This is a genomic window from Paenibacillus sp. Z6-24 (assembly GCF_054161335.1).
On sequence record NZ_CP096398.1, the window covers coordinates 1,962,213 to 1,976,428 of the forward strand.

The following is a 14,216-nucleotide window of genomic DNA, read 5'->3' on the forward strand; positions in this document are numbered from 1 at the left end:
AATGCAGAGGGGGAGCAGGTTCAAAATGTATAATCCTGAACACTATTTGCAGCCGTATCCGAAGCTGAAGCAGTCACTTACGAATATCGCCGGTTGGCTGGATCAGGGGATCAGTCGTACACGTTGGCTGCTGGGAGGAAGCTGCGGACTGCTGCTGCAGGGAATTCCACTGGATGAGGCGCCAAGGGATATTGATTTATATGCGGATGGCGACGCGGTACAGACGCTTCATGAGCAGCTGCAGACCCATACCATTGTACTGGATGGTCCGGAACCGAACGAGACGAGAATGTACCGCTCTGTTCTGAGCCATTATCAGGCCGGAGACTACAAAGTTGAACTGGTTGGAGACTTTGAGGTGCGGGCGCGAGAATCGTATTATCGGGTACATATTGATAAAAATCTGTATGATCATGCGCAGAGCATTGCTCTGGGTAGCCATACTGTGTTCTTGATGCCGCTGGCACATGAATTGATCTTTAACCTGCTGAGGGATCGCCGGGATCGCTATGGGCGCATCGCCAAGCAGATGGCTGCCGAGCCGGAGCGCCATGCTGCCCTGGTAGAACAGATTATTGCTGCCAACGGATTTCATCCGCAGATGATTCAGCATATTCAGAGGTTGGCCGGAATCAACCACTAAAAGGAGGAATCCCCCATGTCCCGACATCAGCAATGCCAGGTGAAATTCTGGCCTTCCGGCAAATTGGTACTTGTGCCGGAAGGAACCACGCTGCTGGCAGCTGCCAGACGTGCAGGGGTGCATCTGCCTGTGCGTTGTGATGGCAGAGCGGCCTGTCTTATGTGCAAAGTGACCGTTTTGCCGGATGACCAGCCTGCGGAAGCAATATCCCTTTCCACACCGGAAGCGGTAGAAAGTCGGAAGCTGGGAGCCTCCTTGGAGGAGCACATACGTTTGGGATGTCAGGCACGTGTCACAGGTCCATGTGTGGTGCGTATTCCGGAAGACCGTCTCAAGGCCGCTATCCGCAAACAAATGGAACAGCAAAATGACGATTTGAGCGACTGGTAATAATTTACATTTATTCGATATCGGATAAAAAAAGCGTAAAACGCTTGAAATTACGGGGTAGCTGTATTACTATAGGTTTGTTCTGTGTCCCGGCGATAGCTGGTACAGTCCATATTCCAAAAATTCCGCGGCGTTTACCTATATTTTCGTTAATGCGAAAACCAAAGTAGCAAGTGGAGAAGTTTATATTTGCATTAGGAGGTGAATACACATGAACAAAACTGATCTGATCGCACAGGTTGTTGAAAAAACAGAACTGCAGAAGAAAGATGCTACAAAAGCAGTTGACGCTGTTTTCGAAGCAATCTCTAGCGCCCTGCAAAGTGGTGATAAAGTCCAACTGGTTGGATTTGGTAACTTCGAAGTTCGTGAACGTTCCGCACGTATGGGACGTAACCCGCAAACTGGGGAGCAAATGGAAATCCCGGCGAGCAAAATTCCGGCTTTCAAGCCTGGTAAAGCACTGAAAGATGGAATTAAATAAGCTGTACATATTCCATGTTCAGGAAAGGACCGTGATCTTCATGTTCACGGTCCTTTCCGTATCTGCCAGCATACTTAACGTGAGAGCCATGACAAGCAAAAGGAGGAAATGATGGAGCCATCAAAAGACGGTATTGTAAATGGTGATTATGTAGTCATCAAGGCCAAGGAAAACGGAGTACAGGTTATCGGTCTGACTCGCGGACGGGATACCCGTTTTCATCATACAGAAAAGCTGGATAAAGGTGAGCTGCTGATCGTGCAGTTCACGGAAAATACATCCGCCATCAAAATCAGGGGCGATGCTGAAGTGCATACTAAGCATGGTACCGTGAAAACGGAAGATTAATATGGCTGCTGCACAACACTGCCGCAGCCTGCAGCACCTATACTGGCTTCCTCATTATTAAGCTGGACTTAATTGTGGGAAAGCCAGTATTTTATTGTTTATATAACCTAATCATAATGGACTTACAAATATTCACTTGCCCTGTTTTGTCGAAAAAACATATGTTATAATGAACTGAAATGTTTAAATCTAAAACATTATAGTTTGTGAAAATATAGACTTGCCAAACGAAGGCATGGAGGCTGAGATGAAACCGTATCGCTTATTGGAAACATCCCAAAAATATACAGAATACGATATGATTCAAGAGCATACCAAGATCCCCGAGTTTCCGGACATCAGAGCTCGGCTGCTGCTGGCTTTTTTGAACGAGGCGGCAGATACGGAACAGGAAACATCCCGTGGGCAGCTGTTTTCCCTTGTTACGGGGTTGGTACAGATGGCTCTGGATACGCATGATCTGATCGATACTTCCCCATTGCATCAGGAAGAAGCCAAAATGCGCTCTCGCCAGCTGAATGTACTGGCAGGCGATTATTTCAGCAGTCGCTTCTACGAGCTGCTGGCTAAAGCGGGCGAGATTGAGATGGTAGCCCGTCTCAGCGAAGCCATTTGTGAGAACAACCGTCTGAAAATGAATCTGTATCAGCAGGTCCAGAAAACGCCGCTTACCTCCGAACAGTATATCGAGGCGATTACACAGCTGAAGATGCAGCTGTTTCTTTCATTTACAGCCTATCTTCCAGCCTCCCGCACCACGTTGTGGGAAGAGCTGCTGTATGAATTCAGCCGCTGCGAGGTACTGGCCGAGGATATGCAGCTGGAGGAGGCTTCCCTGCTGCAGCGTCCATTCGGACATTACAGCTTGTATTATGCCTTGGAACAGGCAGCCGAACAAGATCAGGCTGCCATGATGACCGAGCCGACAGACAGTCCGCGCTGGACGCAGTGGTATGAGCAATATGGAACAGCCGGGCAGATCAGCCGACTGCTGGAACAATCCCTGTCTGCGATTGAAGCGCGCCTGCAGCAGCCTGGCAATGAGCGTCTGCGTGCAGACATTTCCGAGTTGACGGAAGGATATGCCACTCTGCGTTAACCGCATAATCCAAGTAATTCAGAAGAGGTGGTAACACTATGAGCAAACCGGAAAGTGTCAAACCCAAAGAACAATTTGTCCAGTCGGTGTTTGAATCGATTGCGCCACAATACGATATGATGAATGATCTGCTCAGCTTCCGCATGCACAAGACATGGCGTAAGTTTACGATGAAAAAAATGAACGTCCAGCGCGGCGATTCTGCACTGGATGTATGCTGTGGTACATGCGACTGGACGCTCAGTTTGGCCGAAGCCAGCGGTACCGGTCAGGTATGCGGCCTGGACTTCAGCCCCAATATGCTGCAGTTTGGACAGAAAAAGATTGACCGTGACGGGTGGAGCGATAATATTACGCTGACCCAGGGCAATGCGATGGATCTGCCTTATGCGGATAATTCATTCGACTATGTGACGATCGGATTCGGACTGCGCAATGTGCCGGATCTGGTACAGACGCTCAAAGAAATGCAGCGTGTCGTCAAACCTGGCGGCATGGTCGTTTGTCTGGAATTGTCCAAGCCAACCTGGCAGCCGTTTAAAGGCATTTATTATTTTTATTTTCAGAATTTGCTGCCGCTGATGGGCAAGCTGGTCGCCAAGCGTTACGAACAGTACAAATGGCTTCCGGACTCGCTTAAGGCTTTCCCCGGGCGTGAGGAGCTGGCCGGTGTATTTCGTGAGATCGGACTCCAGCAGGTTCAGGCTTATCCGCTAACCGGTGGGATTGCGGCACTTCATATTGGGATCAAGGAGAAGTAGGATGTTTAAGAAGATTAAGATATTTTTGGAAATGATTAAAATTGAGCATACCTTGTTTGCCCTGCCATTTGCCTTTATGGGCGCGATGCTGGGATCTTATGTAGTCAAAGGGCATTTGCCAACCTGGGAGCAGATCGTCTGGATTCTGGTTGCCATGGTCGGTGCACGCAGTGCAGCGATGGGACTGAACCGTCTCATTGACCGTACCTTTGATGGCAAAAACCCCCGTACAATGATGCGGGCCATTCCTGCCGGGCTGCTTCGTTCCGGTGAGGTCGTTATCTTTATTGTGATTTCACTCGTCGTTTTTTTCTGGGCGGTGACCCAGCTATCGCCGCTGGCATTTAAGCTGCTGCCTATCGCGGTGTTTATGCTGATTTTCTATTCCTTTACCAAACGATTTACCTGGCTGTGCCATGTTGTGCTCGGCATGACGATCGCACTTGCTCCGCTGGGCGGATGGGTCGCTGTCGCTGGCCGGATCGACTGGGCAGCTATTGTCTTCTATATTGCGATTACGTTCTGGACAGCCGGATTTGACGTTATCTATGCGTGTGATGATGCGGAATTTGACCGCAAAGAAGGATTGCATTCCATCCCGAGCCGCTTCGGTATTCCACGCGCACTCAAAATCGCTCAGGGCTTCCACGTCATTACAGCAGCTGGTCTGATCAGTCTGCTGTTCATCACCGATCTGGGATGGTGGTATATCGCCGGTGTCATTATTGCCTGTGCGATTCTGTTCTATGAGCACTATATTGTAACGCCAAAAGATCTGAGCCGTCTGCAAACCGCCTTCTTTACGATGAACGGAGCGCTCAGCATCATTATGTTCGTGTTTACACTGGTGGATCTGGCGGTTAAACAATGGTGGTAAATCGTCCGGAACCCGCACCGTCCGAGTCTGACGCCCTTTTTCCTGCCGCTTATCATCCGGATCATGCCAGCAAGCGTTATGTAATTGGCATTACCGGAGCCAGCGGCTCTGTATACGGCGTTCGTCTGATCGAAGTACTGTTATCGATGGGCTACAGTGTCCATCTGGTGATCTCGAATGCCGGGTGGAGAGTGCTTAAGGAAGAACTGGACTGGACAGCTTCCAGCAGGGAAGAGATGCTGAGTGAGCATTTCGGTTCCCTGCCGGGCAAGCTGGTGTATCATTCTTTTTCGGATATCGGTGCATCGATTGCGAGCGGCTCTTTCCGGGTCAAAGCAATGATTATTATCCCTTGCTCGATGGGGACGCTGGCGAATATTGCCGGAGGCACTTCCGCCAATCTGATGACCCGCGCAGCGGATGTAATGATTAAAGAAGAGCGAAAACTGGTTATAGTTCCAAGAGAAACACCTTTGCATGCGATTCATCTGGAAAATATGCTCAAGCTGGCCCGCATGGGAATCAGCATCATTCCGGCGATGCCGGCTTTTTATTACCGCCCTCAGACACTGGAAGATGCCGTCGACTTTATGGTTGGCAAAGTGCTCGATATTCTCGATATTGAGCATCATTTATTTGAACGATGGGGGAATAACAGTGAGTAAGTTTGAATTGCCGATCAAAATCGGTAAAATTGAATATACAAATGATTGGCCTATTTATCAGAACTTTGATCCGGCGCAGCTGTCTGTACCGGCTGTTATCCACAGCGATCTTCCGGCTAACCTGAATCGTGGTCTGCTGGAAGACTGTCTGTATATTACACCGGTATCTTCTTTTGCCTATGGAACACGTTCTGATGATTTCTGGCTGCTGCCGGATCTTTCGGTAAGTGCCCGCAATGCGGTCGGATCGATTCTTCTGTTTTCCAGAAAGCCGGTGGCGGAACTGGGAAGTGGAACGATCGCGCTGACAAATACATCAGCCACATCCATTAATTTGCTCAAAATTATTCTGGATAAGCGTTATGACTGCAAACCGGAATACATATCCATGGATCCTGATCTGGATCAGATGATGGAGAGCTGTGATGCCGCACTGCTGATCGGTGATCATGCGATTGCTGCTGCACAGCAGGAGACAGGGTATATCATTACCGATCTGGGGCTGGAATGGAAACAGTGGACCGGACTGAGCATGACATTTGCTGTCTGGGCAGTGAACAAGCAGTTTGCTGCAGCATATCCGGAGCTGGTAAGCGAAATTGGCGAGCAACTGCGCATCAGCAAGCAGCGCAGTGTAGCTGATCTGAATCCGGTTATTCATGAAGCCCGCGAGAAAATGGGCGGCAGTCATGAATACTGGGAGCACTACTTCCGGCAACTATGGTATGATTTTGGAGAGCAGGAACAGCTGGGCCTCGCGCTTTATTTTAAGTATGCCTATGAGCTGGGTCTGCTGGATCACGAAGTGAATATGGAATTATGGACTGACAATACGACGACACGGGTGAACGAATGAAACTACTGGATATTTTCGGGACACTAAAAAAAGATATGAACCTAATTGAACGTGAGCTCAGCCGCAGCATCGATACCGAGCATGCGCTGCTCAATGAAACTTCACTTCATCTGTTGAAAGCGGGGGGAAAGCGGCTTCGTCCCGCTTTTGTGCTGCTTGGAGGCAAGTATGGCCATTATGATTTGGAACGGCTGAGTAATATTGCTGTCCCGCTCGAACTGATTCATATGGCTTCCCTGGTGCATGATGATGTTATCGACGATGCACAGACGCGCCGCGGACAACTGACCGTCAAATCCAAATGGGATAACCGGATTGCCATGTATACCGGTGACTATATTTATGCCAAGGCGCTGGCTATTGTAGCCAGACTGGAAAATCCGGAGATTCATCAGGTGCTTGCCAAAGCAATGGTGCAGATGTCGATCGGTGAGATGGAGCAGATCCGCGACTTTTTCAATACGGATCAGACGATTCGCCGTTATCTGCTGCGGATTCGTCGCAAAACGGCACTGCTGATTGCGATCAGCTGCCAGCTGGGCGGACTGGCTGCGGATGCACCGCGTGAAGTTACGCGTCAGCTGTACCGCTATGGCTATAATGTTGGCATGGCTTTTCAGATTCGTGACGACGTGCTTGATCTGTGCGGTACGGAAAAACAAATCGGCAAGCCGCCGGGCAGCGATCTGCGTCAGGGTAATATTACGCTGCCGGTATTGTACGCTTTGCAGCAAAATTCACTGAGAGAGCCGCTGCTGGCCGAGATCAACCGGATTCATCAGGCGAATGGGGAAACAGACGTCAAGCAGGCCGTTCAGATGGTCCGCGGCAGCCAGGGGATTGAACAGGCTGAAGTGCTGGCAGATCGATATATTCAAAAGGCGATGAATGCGCTAAAACAGCTTCCATCCGGCAAAACACAAAAGCATTTGCAGGAAATTGCGCATTTTGTTGCTAAGCGCTCCCATTAATAGCGTTAAATTCAAAAACATTTCTCGACAAGAACTAACAGACAGGCCCCCTTCAGTCGATATATAAGTTACGAAGTATGTGAATGGCTTTCCGCTAACCGCATCAAAGGCTGGTTGCTTGTCGGAAATCAGGCACATAACGAGTAATGTACTTTTTGAAGGTGGTATTTTATCAAAAAATGTCGGAAACGTATATGATGGTGTTTCTTTCTGTAATTCACACTTTCTGTTAGAATACACAAGTGAGCATCTTGAAATTGCTCCGATAGCAGATCACTTTGTAGATAACAGGAGAGTGAATCAATGGAACGCACATTTTTGATGATTAAACCTGATGGAGTACAGCGGGGGTTAATGGGACGCATTATCAGCCGCTTCGAAGACAAAGGATTTAAATTGATCGGAGGCAAGTTTCTTATTCCGACGGAAGAGCAGGCCAAACGGCATTATGCCGAGCATGAAGGCAAAGTGTTCTACGGAGAACTCATTGACTTTATTACTTCAGGACCGGTCTTTGCCATGGTATGGGAAGGCGATGATGTCATCACATTATCCCGTACACTGATGGGGAAAACCAAAGTCACTGAAGCACTGCCCGGTACAATCCGTGGGGATTTTGCTGCTCACACTCCTTTCAATCTGATTCATGGCTCCGATGCGCCCGAGAGTGCAGAACGAGAGATCGCGAACTTTTTCACTCCAGACGAGTTAAGCGTTTACGAAAAAAACATTTCCGTCTGGCTCTAAACATACCCTCGCATGGACTACACTCAATATGAAATCAAGGAAGTGATGCCATGCTTACAAATGATGCCGTTCAACCAGACTCGGACTATACAGGTTTCATCAAAAAAGTGAAAGATAGTACGGGCATTGACTTAGCACAGTATAAGGAAGCACAAATGAAGCGCAGACTGACAACGCTGCGTACCAAAAACGGTTTTGCCACCTTCTCTGCATTTTTTGATGCCATGCTCAAGGACAAAGCATTATTTTATGAGTTCCTTGATCGGATGACGATCAACGTATCCGAGTTCTGGCGTAACCCGAACCGCTGGGAAGTGCTGCGTGATAGCATTTTGCCGCAGCTGCAAAAGAGTGGCAAGAACCTCAAAGTATGGAGTGCTGCTTGCTCGACAGGTGAAGAGCCTTATACAATCGCTACGATCTTGGCCGATAAAAATATTCTGTCTTCAACGACCCTGCATGCGACTGATATCGATGACGGTGCATTGGAAAAAGCCAAAAAAGGACTTTATCTGGAGCGCTCGCTCAAAGATGTACCGGCAGATGTAGCCAAACGTCATTTCACACCGAATGGTCATATGTTTGCTGTAAATGACAACCTCAAAAAGGCGGTACAATTCCGCAAGGGTAATCTGCTGACAGATACGTTTGAAACCGGATATGACCTGATTGTATGCCGTAATGTCATGATTTACTTTACTGAAGAAGCCAAAAGCATGCTGTACCATAAGTTCGCGGCGAGTCTGCGTCCGGGCGGCGTATTGTTTGTAGGCAGTACGGAGCAGATTTTCTCTCCGGCACAATACGGATTTGATTCATCCGAGACGTTCTTCTATCACAAAAACGGCTGATTGCAGTCTGGACGAAGAACGGTAATTGTAGTCGCATAAGAGAGAACCGGCAGTATGCAGCAATACAGGGCCAGAATGGGTGGTATAATCACGCCCTCTGGCCGGGCAAAGGTATTGCTCAGCGGTGAATTACTTATAGCTGTACCAACCAATCATACAAGAAAGTCTGCTGTCTCGTGGTATCACCATCCGCCGAGGAGGGCAGAATCTATAATATTAAAGATAATGCATCAAACACGCAGTCTGTTTTGCTCCGGCAGCAGAGGCGTGTTTTTGTTATAAAAAGCAGGAAATACTCTGTTTTCCATATGGAAATGCAATGTTTAACGTTCCTTGTCAAATGGATAAATCCTGTACTATAATAAGCAAAGGTAATTACGGATTTTAGCGATGCGCAGTTTAACAGTTTAAAGGGGGAACGCAAAATGAGTATACGTTACTTAACAGCAGGGGAGACTCACGGACCCCAGCTGACTGCGATTATTGAGGGGCTGCCGAGCGAACTGCAGCTTGATTTTGAAGAATTGAATTTCCAGCTGGCACGCCGTCAAAAAGGCTATGGTCGCGGCCGCCGGATGCAGATTGAAAAAGATACAGCGGATATCGTAGGCGGTGTTCGTCATGGATATACGACAGGCGCACCGGTTGCACTGGTTGTCGTCAACAATGACTGGAAGCACTGGACCAAAATTATGAATATCGAGCCGATGGAAGGAACGGATGAAGAGAAGCGCCGTGTCCATCGCCCGCGTCCCGGTCATGCCGATCTGAATGGCGGACTCAAGTATAATCACAAGGATCTGCGTAATGTACTGGAGCGCTCCAGCGCCCGCGAGACGGCTATTCGTGTAGCAGTAGGTGCTATCGCGCGTCAGTTCCTCGCTTCCTTTGGCATCAAGGTGGGTGGACAGGTGATCCGGATCGGTGAGATCGAAGCGCCGCCGAACAATCTGCCGCTCGACGAGCTGGTTGCCCGTACGGAAGAATCCTCGGTGCGTGTCGTGGACAAGGAAACCGAACAAAAGATGGAAGCCTATATTGACCAGATCAAAAAAGAAGGCGACTCCATCGGCGGCATCGTTGAATGCATTATCGAAGGTGTCCCGATTGGACTCGGCAGCTATGTGCAGTATGATCGCAAGCTGGATGCACGAATCGCCCAGGCAGTCATGTCGATCAATGCCTTTAAAGGTGTGGAGATTGGTATCGGATTCGAAGCAGGACATATCCGCGGCTCCCAGGTACATGATGAGATTATGTACAACGAGGAACGTGGCTATCACCGGGCGACCAATCGTCTGGGTGGATTCGAAGGCGGCATGACTAACGGTATGCCAATCGTCGTACGCGGCGTCATGAAGCCGATTCCGACGCTCTATAAGCCGCTGCAAAGCGTGGATATCGATACGAAAGAACCATTTACCGCTCAGGTGGAACGTTCGGATGCATGTGCGGTTCCGGCTGCCAGCGTAGTGATGGAGAGTGTGGTCGCCTGGGAAGTAGCCAAGGCCTTCCTGGAAAAATTCGGCGGTGACTCGATGACAGAAATCCGCAAAAACCTGGAAAACTACCAGGCTCAGGTGGATGAATACTAATGAGTGATATCCGGATCGTCGACGTTCAACTTGGCGAACGTTCGTATCCCATTTATATTGGCGAAGGATTGCTTCAGCAGGCGGGCAGCTATCTGGAAAAACATCAGTTATCCAAGCAGAGTCCACTGTTGATTGTTACGGATGAAAAAGTGGCTGATCCTTATTTGAGTATAGTGGAGCAGTCTCTGACTGCTTCCGGTTTCAAAGTGCTCACAGCGATTGTGGGGTCCGGCGAGACTTCCAAATCGCTGTCCGTATTTGAAGCGGTAATGACCAAAGCGATTGAAGGCGGTCTGGACCGCAAATCTGCAGTCATCGCACTGGGCGGCGGCGTCGTGGGTGATCTTGCCGGTTTTGTGGCAGGAACGTACATGAGAGGCATTCGCTTTATCCAGATGCCGACCACGGTACTGGCGCATGACAGCAGTGTCGGCGGTAAGGTTGGAATCAACCATTCCCTTGCCAAAAACATGATCGGTGTCTTCCATCAGCCGGAACTCGTGCTGTATGACCTTTCTGCGCTGAAAACTCTTCCGGCGCGTGAAGTGTATGCAGGACTCGCCGAGATGGTAAAGCACGGACTGATCTGGGATCGTGAATTTGCCTACTGGTGTCTGGAACATGCCGAAGAGCTGAAGTCTGTGGATATGCAGGCCATGGGTTACGGTCTGGAAAAAGGTTGTTCGATCAAAGCGGCAGTAGTGTCGCAGGATGAACGGGAAAGTGATCTGCGCGCCATCCTTAATCTGGGTCATACGATTGGTCATGCGATTGAAGCAGTAGCCGGCTATGGCGAGATTATTCATGGTGAAGCCATTTCGATCGGTATGGTCGGTTCGGCTCTGATCGGTGAAGCACTGGGTGCAGAGCCGGGATTGGTCGATACGACCCGGGAAATGCTGCAGTCGCTTGGACTGCCTACCGTACTGCCGGAGCATCTGAGTGTGGACCGGATCATGAAGGCGATGATGCATGACAAGAAGTTCCAGGAAGGGCAGATGACCTTTGTGGTACCGCTGGAGATTGGCAAAGTGGAGATTAACCGCAATGTCGATTACGATCTGGTTCGCAGAACCGTTGAGCTTTTAAAGAAAGAGGTGTAGAACCATGTACGTACGAGGTATTCGCGGAGCCACTACAGTGACACGCAACGACCGCCAGGAAATTCTGGATGAGACACTGGTACTGCTGCGGGAAATTGTGGCCCGCAATGAGTTCGAACCGGAAGATATCAGCAGCATCTGGATCACGATGACACCTGATCTGGATGCAGTCTTCCCCGCTCTGGCAATCCGCGAGATGGAGGGCTGGAATATGGTTCCGCTGATGTGTGCACTGGAAGTGCCAGTACAGGGCAGTCTGCCTATGTGTATCCGGCTAATGCTGCATATCAATACAACCAAGACCCAGCAGGAGATCCGGCATGTCTACCTGAATGAAGCCAAACGGCTGCGGCCGGATCTGGCTACTTCCTGAGCAGACAGGGAAATACTACAGATCACCTATAGCAGATCAATTGTAGATGAAAGTAACATAGATAAAGGAAACAAAAGCAAAGGCAGCTCTCTGTCTTTGCTTTTGTCACTTTAAAGCATTAAAATCATTTACATATCCCCAAATTTACTAATGCATCATAAATATGTAGTGGACATAAAAATAAATTCTTGATATAGGACTTTGAGCGTGATATCAGGACTTTGAGGATGAAGCAAATGAATGATATCAAGTATACAATCATCTTTTTCACTGTAAGGGTTGCGTCAGCTGCTCGTTGTAGGGTATAGTATACAACAAGATTAATAAGCAGTATGAGCCGTGTATTGAGATGAGATGCAATTGAGTAGAGAAGAGTATAGATGAGAAGAAAACGTAAGCCCTATCGGCGGACAGTATGGATAAACCGTATATGCAGAGTAGAACAGCAGATGATGGTTGTCCCGGTCGTGTGTCCGTAGCGATTACAGGTGCGATGGCGTTTTAAGAGCAGAACCGGAAAATGAATGAATCCGCAGAGCAGGCCGCTTTCCATAGGGAAAGAGCTGCTTTTGCCATAATCGTATCGATCACTGTCACAGGACAGGATGATACGTTCAATTACCGGGGAAGCGGGAAATGGATGAATATGTCTGTTTCTTACATTTGTACAATTTATACCAATAGCAGCCTTCATGCGTCATTACGCGTGAAGGCTTTTTTGTTATCCGGCGTGTCATTATCAAATTCAAACGAACTATCCCTATACGAGACAAAGGAGCGGATACTTATGATTCAACCACAGGTAGAGCAAGTGATCGCAATGGCAGGTCAATATAATCTGGTTCCCATTACCAAGCGGCTGCTGGGAGATATGGAGACACCGATCCGGATTTTCCAGCGTTATGCGGATCATAAGCGAGCCTTTCTGCTGGAGAGTGTGGAAGGCGGCAGTAAATGGGCACGATATTCCTTTATCGGCAGCGACCCGTTTCTGATGATCTCCGGCAAGCAGGGACAGATCACACTGGAAATGAACGGTGAGAAAAAGGCCTTAACCGGCAAGCCGGTAGAGCAGCTCAAAGCGCTGCTGCGCCGCTACCGCAGTCCCAAGCTGGACACATTGCCTCCTTTTACAGGCGGAGCGATCGGATTCTTCGGCTATGATCTGCTGCAGTATTACGAGAGACTGCCGGCTCACCGGGTGGATGATATGGGCATGGACGATATTCAGTTTATGTTTTGCGATCAGATCGTGGTCTTTGACCATGTGAAGCAGCATATCCTGCTCGTCAGTAATGTGCATATTCCCGAGGGGGCAGATGATCAGCAGATCCGCAAAGCCTATGATCAGGCTTCACGCAAGCTGGAAAGTATGGAACTGCTGCTGCACAATCAGCCGCCAGTCAGCACAGCAGGACGCGCTCCGGTATCCGAAGATATCGAAATGGGCGAGATTCAGTCGAATATGACCAAGGAACAATATCTGGACGGAGTAAGCCGGGCCAAAGAATATATCCGGGCCGGAGACATTTTCCAGGTGGTGCTGTCCCAGCGCTTCCATATTGAGACCGAGGTTGCTCCGCTGGAAGTGTACCGGGTACTGCGAACGATGAACCCTTCGCCATATATGTATTATCTGAAAATGGATGACGAGATTATCGTCGGGACCTCGCCGGAAGCGCTCGTCAAAGTGGAAGGCGACCGGCTGCAGACCCGTCCTATCGCCGGTACACGGCCGAGAGGCAAGACAGAGGCGGAAGATCAGGCACTGGCCGAGGAGCTGCTGCAGGATGAGAAAGAGCGGGCAGAACATCTAATGCTCGTCGATCTGGGCCGGAATGATCTGGGACGTGTATCCGAATACGGTACGGTCAAGACAGATTCCTTTATGCAGATCGAGAAATACTCGCATGTCATGCATATCGTGTCCAATGTATCGGGCCAGCTGAGCAAGGACAAGGATTTCTTTGATGCTTTTCTCTCCTGTCTGCCAGCGGGGACGGTATCCGGCGCACCGAAGCTGCGGGCGATGGAAATTATCGCAGAGATCGAGAATGAAGCACGCGGTGCGTATGCCGGTGCCATCGGATATCTGGGCTTTTCCGGAAATATGGATGCATGCATCACGATCCGGACGATTATTTTCAAACATGGTCGTGCCTATGTGCAAGCAGGAGCTGGCATCGTCTGGGATTCCATTGCGGAAAATGAATATGAGGAAACAGTCAATAAAGCCAAAGGGATGCTCAAATCGATCCGGGTGGCAGAAGCGATGTTCCCGCCCCAGGCAAAGCAGGATACGGTGACCAATCAGGATTATCTGTATGGCTACGAGCCGGTACCATTCAAATAAAGCACGAGTTGATAACGTGATTTCGATATAGCAGGAAAATGAATTTATTCCGTCTACAGTTATTGTATTTTACAGTAGCAGAATTTAAAGGAGGAGACGA

At 49.1% G+C, this 14,216-nt stretch carries 16 protein-coding genes; all 16 read left to right on the top strand.

Annotated elements, in window-relative coordinates; all coding sequences use genetic code 11:
• Nucleotides 1–25 precede the first annotated feature (25 nt).
• Nucleotides 26–643 carry a hypothetical protein gene (locus M1D61_RS08635; RefSeq protein WP_458121972.1) on the top strand — a complete coding sequence of 206 codons (618 nt, stop codon included), beginning with the start codon at nt 26–28 and terminating at the stop codon, nt 641–643.
• Nucleotides 644–658: 15 nt separating this feature from the next.
• A complete protein-coding gene (locus M1D61_RS08640; protein ID WP_458121973.1) occupies nt 659–1,033 on the top strand; it encodes a 2Fe-2S iron-sulfur cluster-binding protein in 375 nt (124 codons plus the stop codon).
• Between the two features lie 211 nt (nt 1,034–1,244).
• Nucleotides 1,245–1,517 (top strand): HU family DNA-binding protein, encoded by a 273-nt coding sequence (locus M1D61_RS08645; RefSeq protein ID WP_017814387.1) that lies wholly within the window; start codon nt 1,245–1,247, stop codon nt 1,515–1,517.
• Nucleotides 1,518–1,628: 111 nt separating this feature from the next.
• Nucleotides 1,629–1,865 (top strand): trp RNA-binding attenuation protein MtrB, encoded by a 237-nt coding sequence (gene mtrB, locus M1D61_RS08650; RefSeq protein ID WP_017814388.1) that lies wholly within the window; start codon nt 1,629–1,631, stop codon nt 1,863–1,865.
• Between the two features lie 247 nt (nt 1,866–2,112).
• Nucleotides 2,113–2,964, top strand: coding sequence for a heptaprenyl diphosphate synthase component 1 (locus tag M1D61_RS08655; RefSeq protein WP_458121974.1), 852 nt, complete (start codon nt 2,113–2,115; stop codon nt 2,962–2,964).
• Between the two features lie 38 nt (nt 2,965–3,002).
• Nucleotides 3,003–3,725 carry a demethylmenaquinone methyltransferase gene (locus M1D61_RS08660; protein WP_458121975.1) on the top strand — a complete coding sequence of 241 codons (723 nt, stop codon included), beginning with the start codon at nt 3,003–3,005 and terminating at the stop codon, nt 3,723–3,725.
• Nucleotide 3,726: 1 nt separating this feature from the next.
• Nucleotides 3,727–4,602 (top strand): UbiA-like polyprenyltransferase, encoded by an 876-nt coding sequence (locus M1D61_RS08665; protein WP_458121976.1) that lies wholly within the window; start codon nt 3,727–3,729, stop codon nt 4,600–4,602.
• On the top strand, nt 4,593–5,267 hold the full coding sequence (locus M1D61_RS08670; RefSeq protein ID WP_458121977.1) for a UbiX family flavin prenyltransferase: 675 nt from the start codon (nt 4,593–4,595) through the stop codon (nt 5,265–5,267). Before M1D61_RS08665 ends, M1D61_RS08670 begins: the two co-directional genes overlap by 10 nt.
• Nucleotides 5,260–6,123, top strand: a complete 864-nt coding sequence (locus tag M1D61_RS08675; protein ID WP_458121978.1) for a menaquinone biosynthesis protein — start codon at nt 5,260–5,262, stop codon at nt 6,121–6,123. The genes M1D61_RS08670 and M1D61_RS08675 overlap by 8 nt, the downstream gene beginning before the upstream one ends.
• Nucleotides 6,120–7,094: a polyprenyl synthetase family protein gene (locus tag M1D61_RS08680; protein ID WP_458121979.1), complete on the top strand. Its 975-nt coding sequence runs from the start codon at nt 6,120–6,122 to the stop codon at nt 7,092–7,094. Before M1D61_RS08675 ends, M1D61_RS08680 begins: the two co-directional genes overlap by 4 nt.
• A 303-nt stretch (nt 7,095–7,397) precedes the next feature.
• Nucleotides 7,398–7,841, top strand: a complete 444-nt coding sequence (gene ndk / locus M1D61_RS08685) for a nucleoside-diphosphate kinase (protein WP_017814395.1) — start codon at nt 7,398–7,400, stop codon at nt 7,839–7,841.
• A gap of 50 nt (nt 7,842–7,891) precedes the next feature.
• The gene (locus M1D61_RS08690; protein WP_046215014.1) at nt 7,892–8,692 is read left to right on the top strand and encodes a CheR family methyltransferase; all 801 of its coding nucleotides are present in this window, start codon (nt 7,892–7,894) and stop codon (nt 8,690–8,692) included.
• Nucleotides 8,693–9,117: 425 nt separating this feature from the next.
• The gene (gene aroC, locus M1D61_RS08695) at nt 9,118–10,287 is read left to right on the top strand and encodes a chorismate synthase (protein ID WP_458121980.1); all 1,170 of its coding nucleotides are present in this window, start codon (nt 9,118–9,120) and stop codon (nt 10,285–10,287) included.
• An 8-nt stretch (nt 10,288–10,295) separates the two neighbouring features.
• Nucleotides 10,296–11,390 carry a 3-dehydroquinate synthase gene (gene aroB, locus M1D61_RS08700; RefSeq protein WP_458122456.1) on the top strand — a complete coding sequence of 365 codons (1,095 nt, stop codon included), beginning with the start codon at nt 10,296–10,298 and terminating at the stop codon, nt 11,388–11,390.
• Between the two features lie 4 nt (nt 11,391–11,394).
• Nucleotides 11,395–11,763 (top strand): chorismate mutase, encoded by a 369-nt coding sequence (aroH, locus tag M1D61_RS08705; RefSeq protein ID WP_458121981.1) that lies wholly within the window; start codon nt 11,395–11,397, stop codon nt 11,761–11,763.
• Nucleotides 11,764–12,550: 787 nt separating this feature from the next.
• On the top strand, nt 12,551–14,116 hold the full coding sequence (gene trpE, locus M1D61_RS08710) for an anthranilate synthase component I (protein WP_458121982.1): 1,566 nt from the start codon (nt 12,551–12,553) through the stop codon (nt 14,114–14,116).
• Nucleotides 14,117–14,216 lie beyond the last annotated feature (100 nt).

Excerpts from the sequence above, each read along its gene's own strand:
- M1D61_RS08635 (WP_458121972.1), top strand. The coding sequence starts at position 26 with ATGTATAATCCTGAACACTATTTGCAGCCGTATCCGAAGCTGAAGCAG.
- M1D61_RS08640 (WP_458121973.1), top strand. The coding sequence starts at position 659 with ATGTCCCGACATCAGCAATGCCAGGTGAAATTCTGGCCTTCCGGCAAA.
- M1D61_RS08645 (WP_017814387.1), top strand. The coding sequence starts at position 1,245 with ATGAACAAAACTGATCTGATCGCACAGGTTGTTGAAAAAACAGAACTG.
- mtrB (WP_017814388.1), top strand. The coding sequence starts at position 1,629 with ATGGAGCCATCAAAAGACGGTATTGTAAATGGTGATTATGTAGTCATC.
- M1D61_RS08655 (WP_458121974.1), top strand. The coding sequence starts at position 2,113 with ATGAAACCGTATCGCTTATTGGAAACATCCCAAAAATATACAGAATAC.
- M1D61_RS08660 (WP_458121975.1), top strand. The coding sequence starts at position 3,003 with ATGAGCAAACCGGAAAGTGTCAAACCCAAAGAACAATTTGTCCAGTCG.
- M1D61_RS08665 (WP_458121976.1), top strand. The coding sequence starts at position 3,727 with ATGTTTAAGAAGATTAAGATATTTTTGGAAATGATTAAAATTGAGCAT.
- M1D61_RS08670 (WP_458121977.1), top strand. The coding sequence starts at position 4,593 with ATGGTGGTAAATCGTCCGGAACCCGCACCGTCCGAGTCTGACGCCCTT.
- M1D61_RS08680 (WP_458121979.1), top strand. The coding sequence starts at position 6,120 with ATGAAACTACTGGATATTTTCGGGACACTAAAAAAAGATATGAACCTA.
- ndk (WP_017814395.1), top strand. The coding sequence starts at position 7,398 with ATGGAACGCACATTTTTGATGATTAAACCTGATGGAGTACAGCGGGGG.
- M1D61_RS08690 (WP_046215014.1), top strand. The coding sequence starts at position 7,892 with ATGCTTACAAATGATGCCGTTCAACCAGACTCGGACTATACAGGTTTC.
- aroC (WP_458121980.1), top strand. The coding sequence starts at position 9,118 with ATGAGTATACGTTACTTAACAGCAGGGGAGACTCACGGACCCCAGCTG.
- aroH (WP_458121981.1), top strand. The coding sequence starts at position 11,395 with ATGTACGTACGAGGTATTCGCGGAGCCACTACAGTGACACGCAACGAC.
- trpE (WP_458121982.1), top strand. The coding sequence starts at position 12,551 with ATGATTCAACCACAGGTAGAGCAAGTGATCGCAATGGCAGGTCAATAT.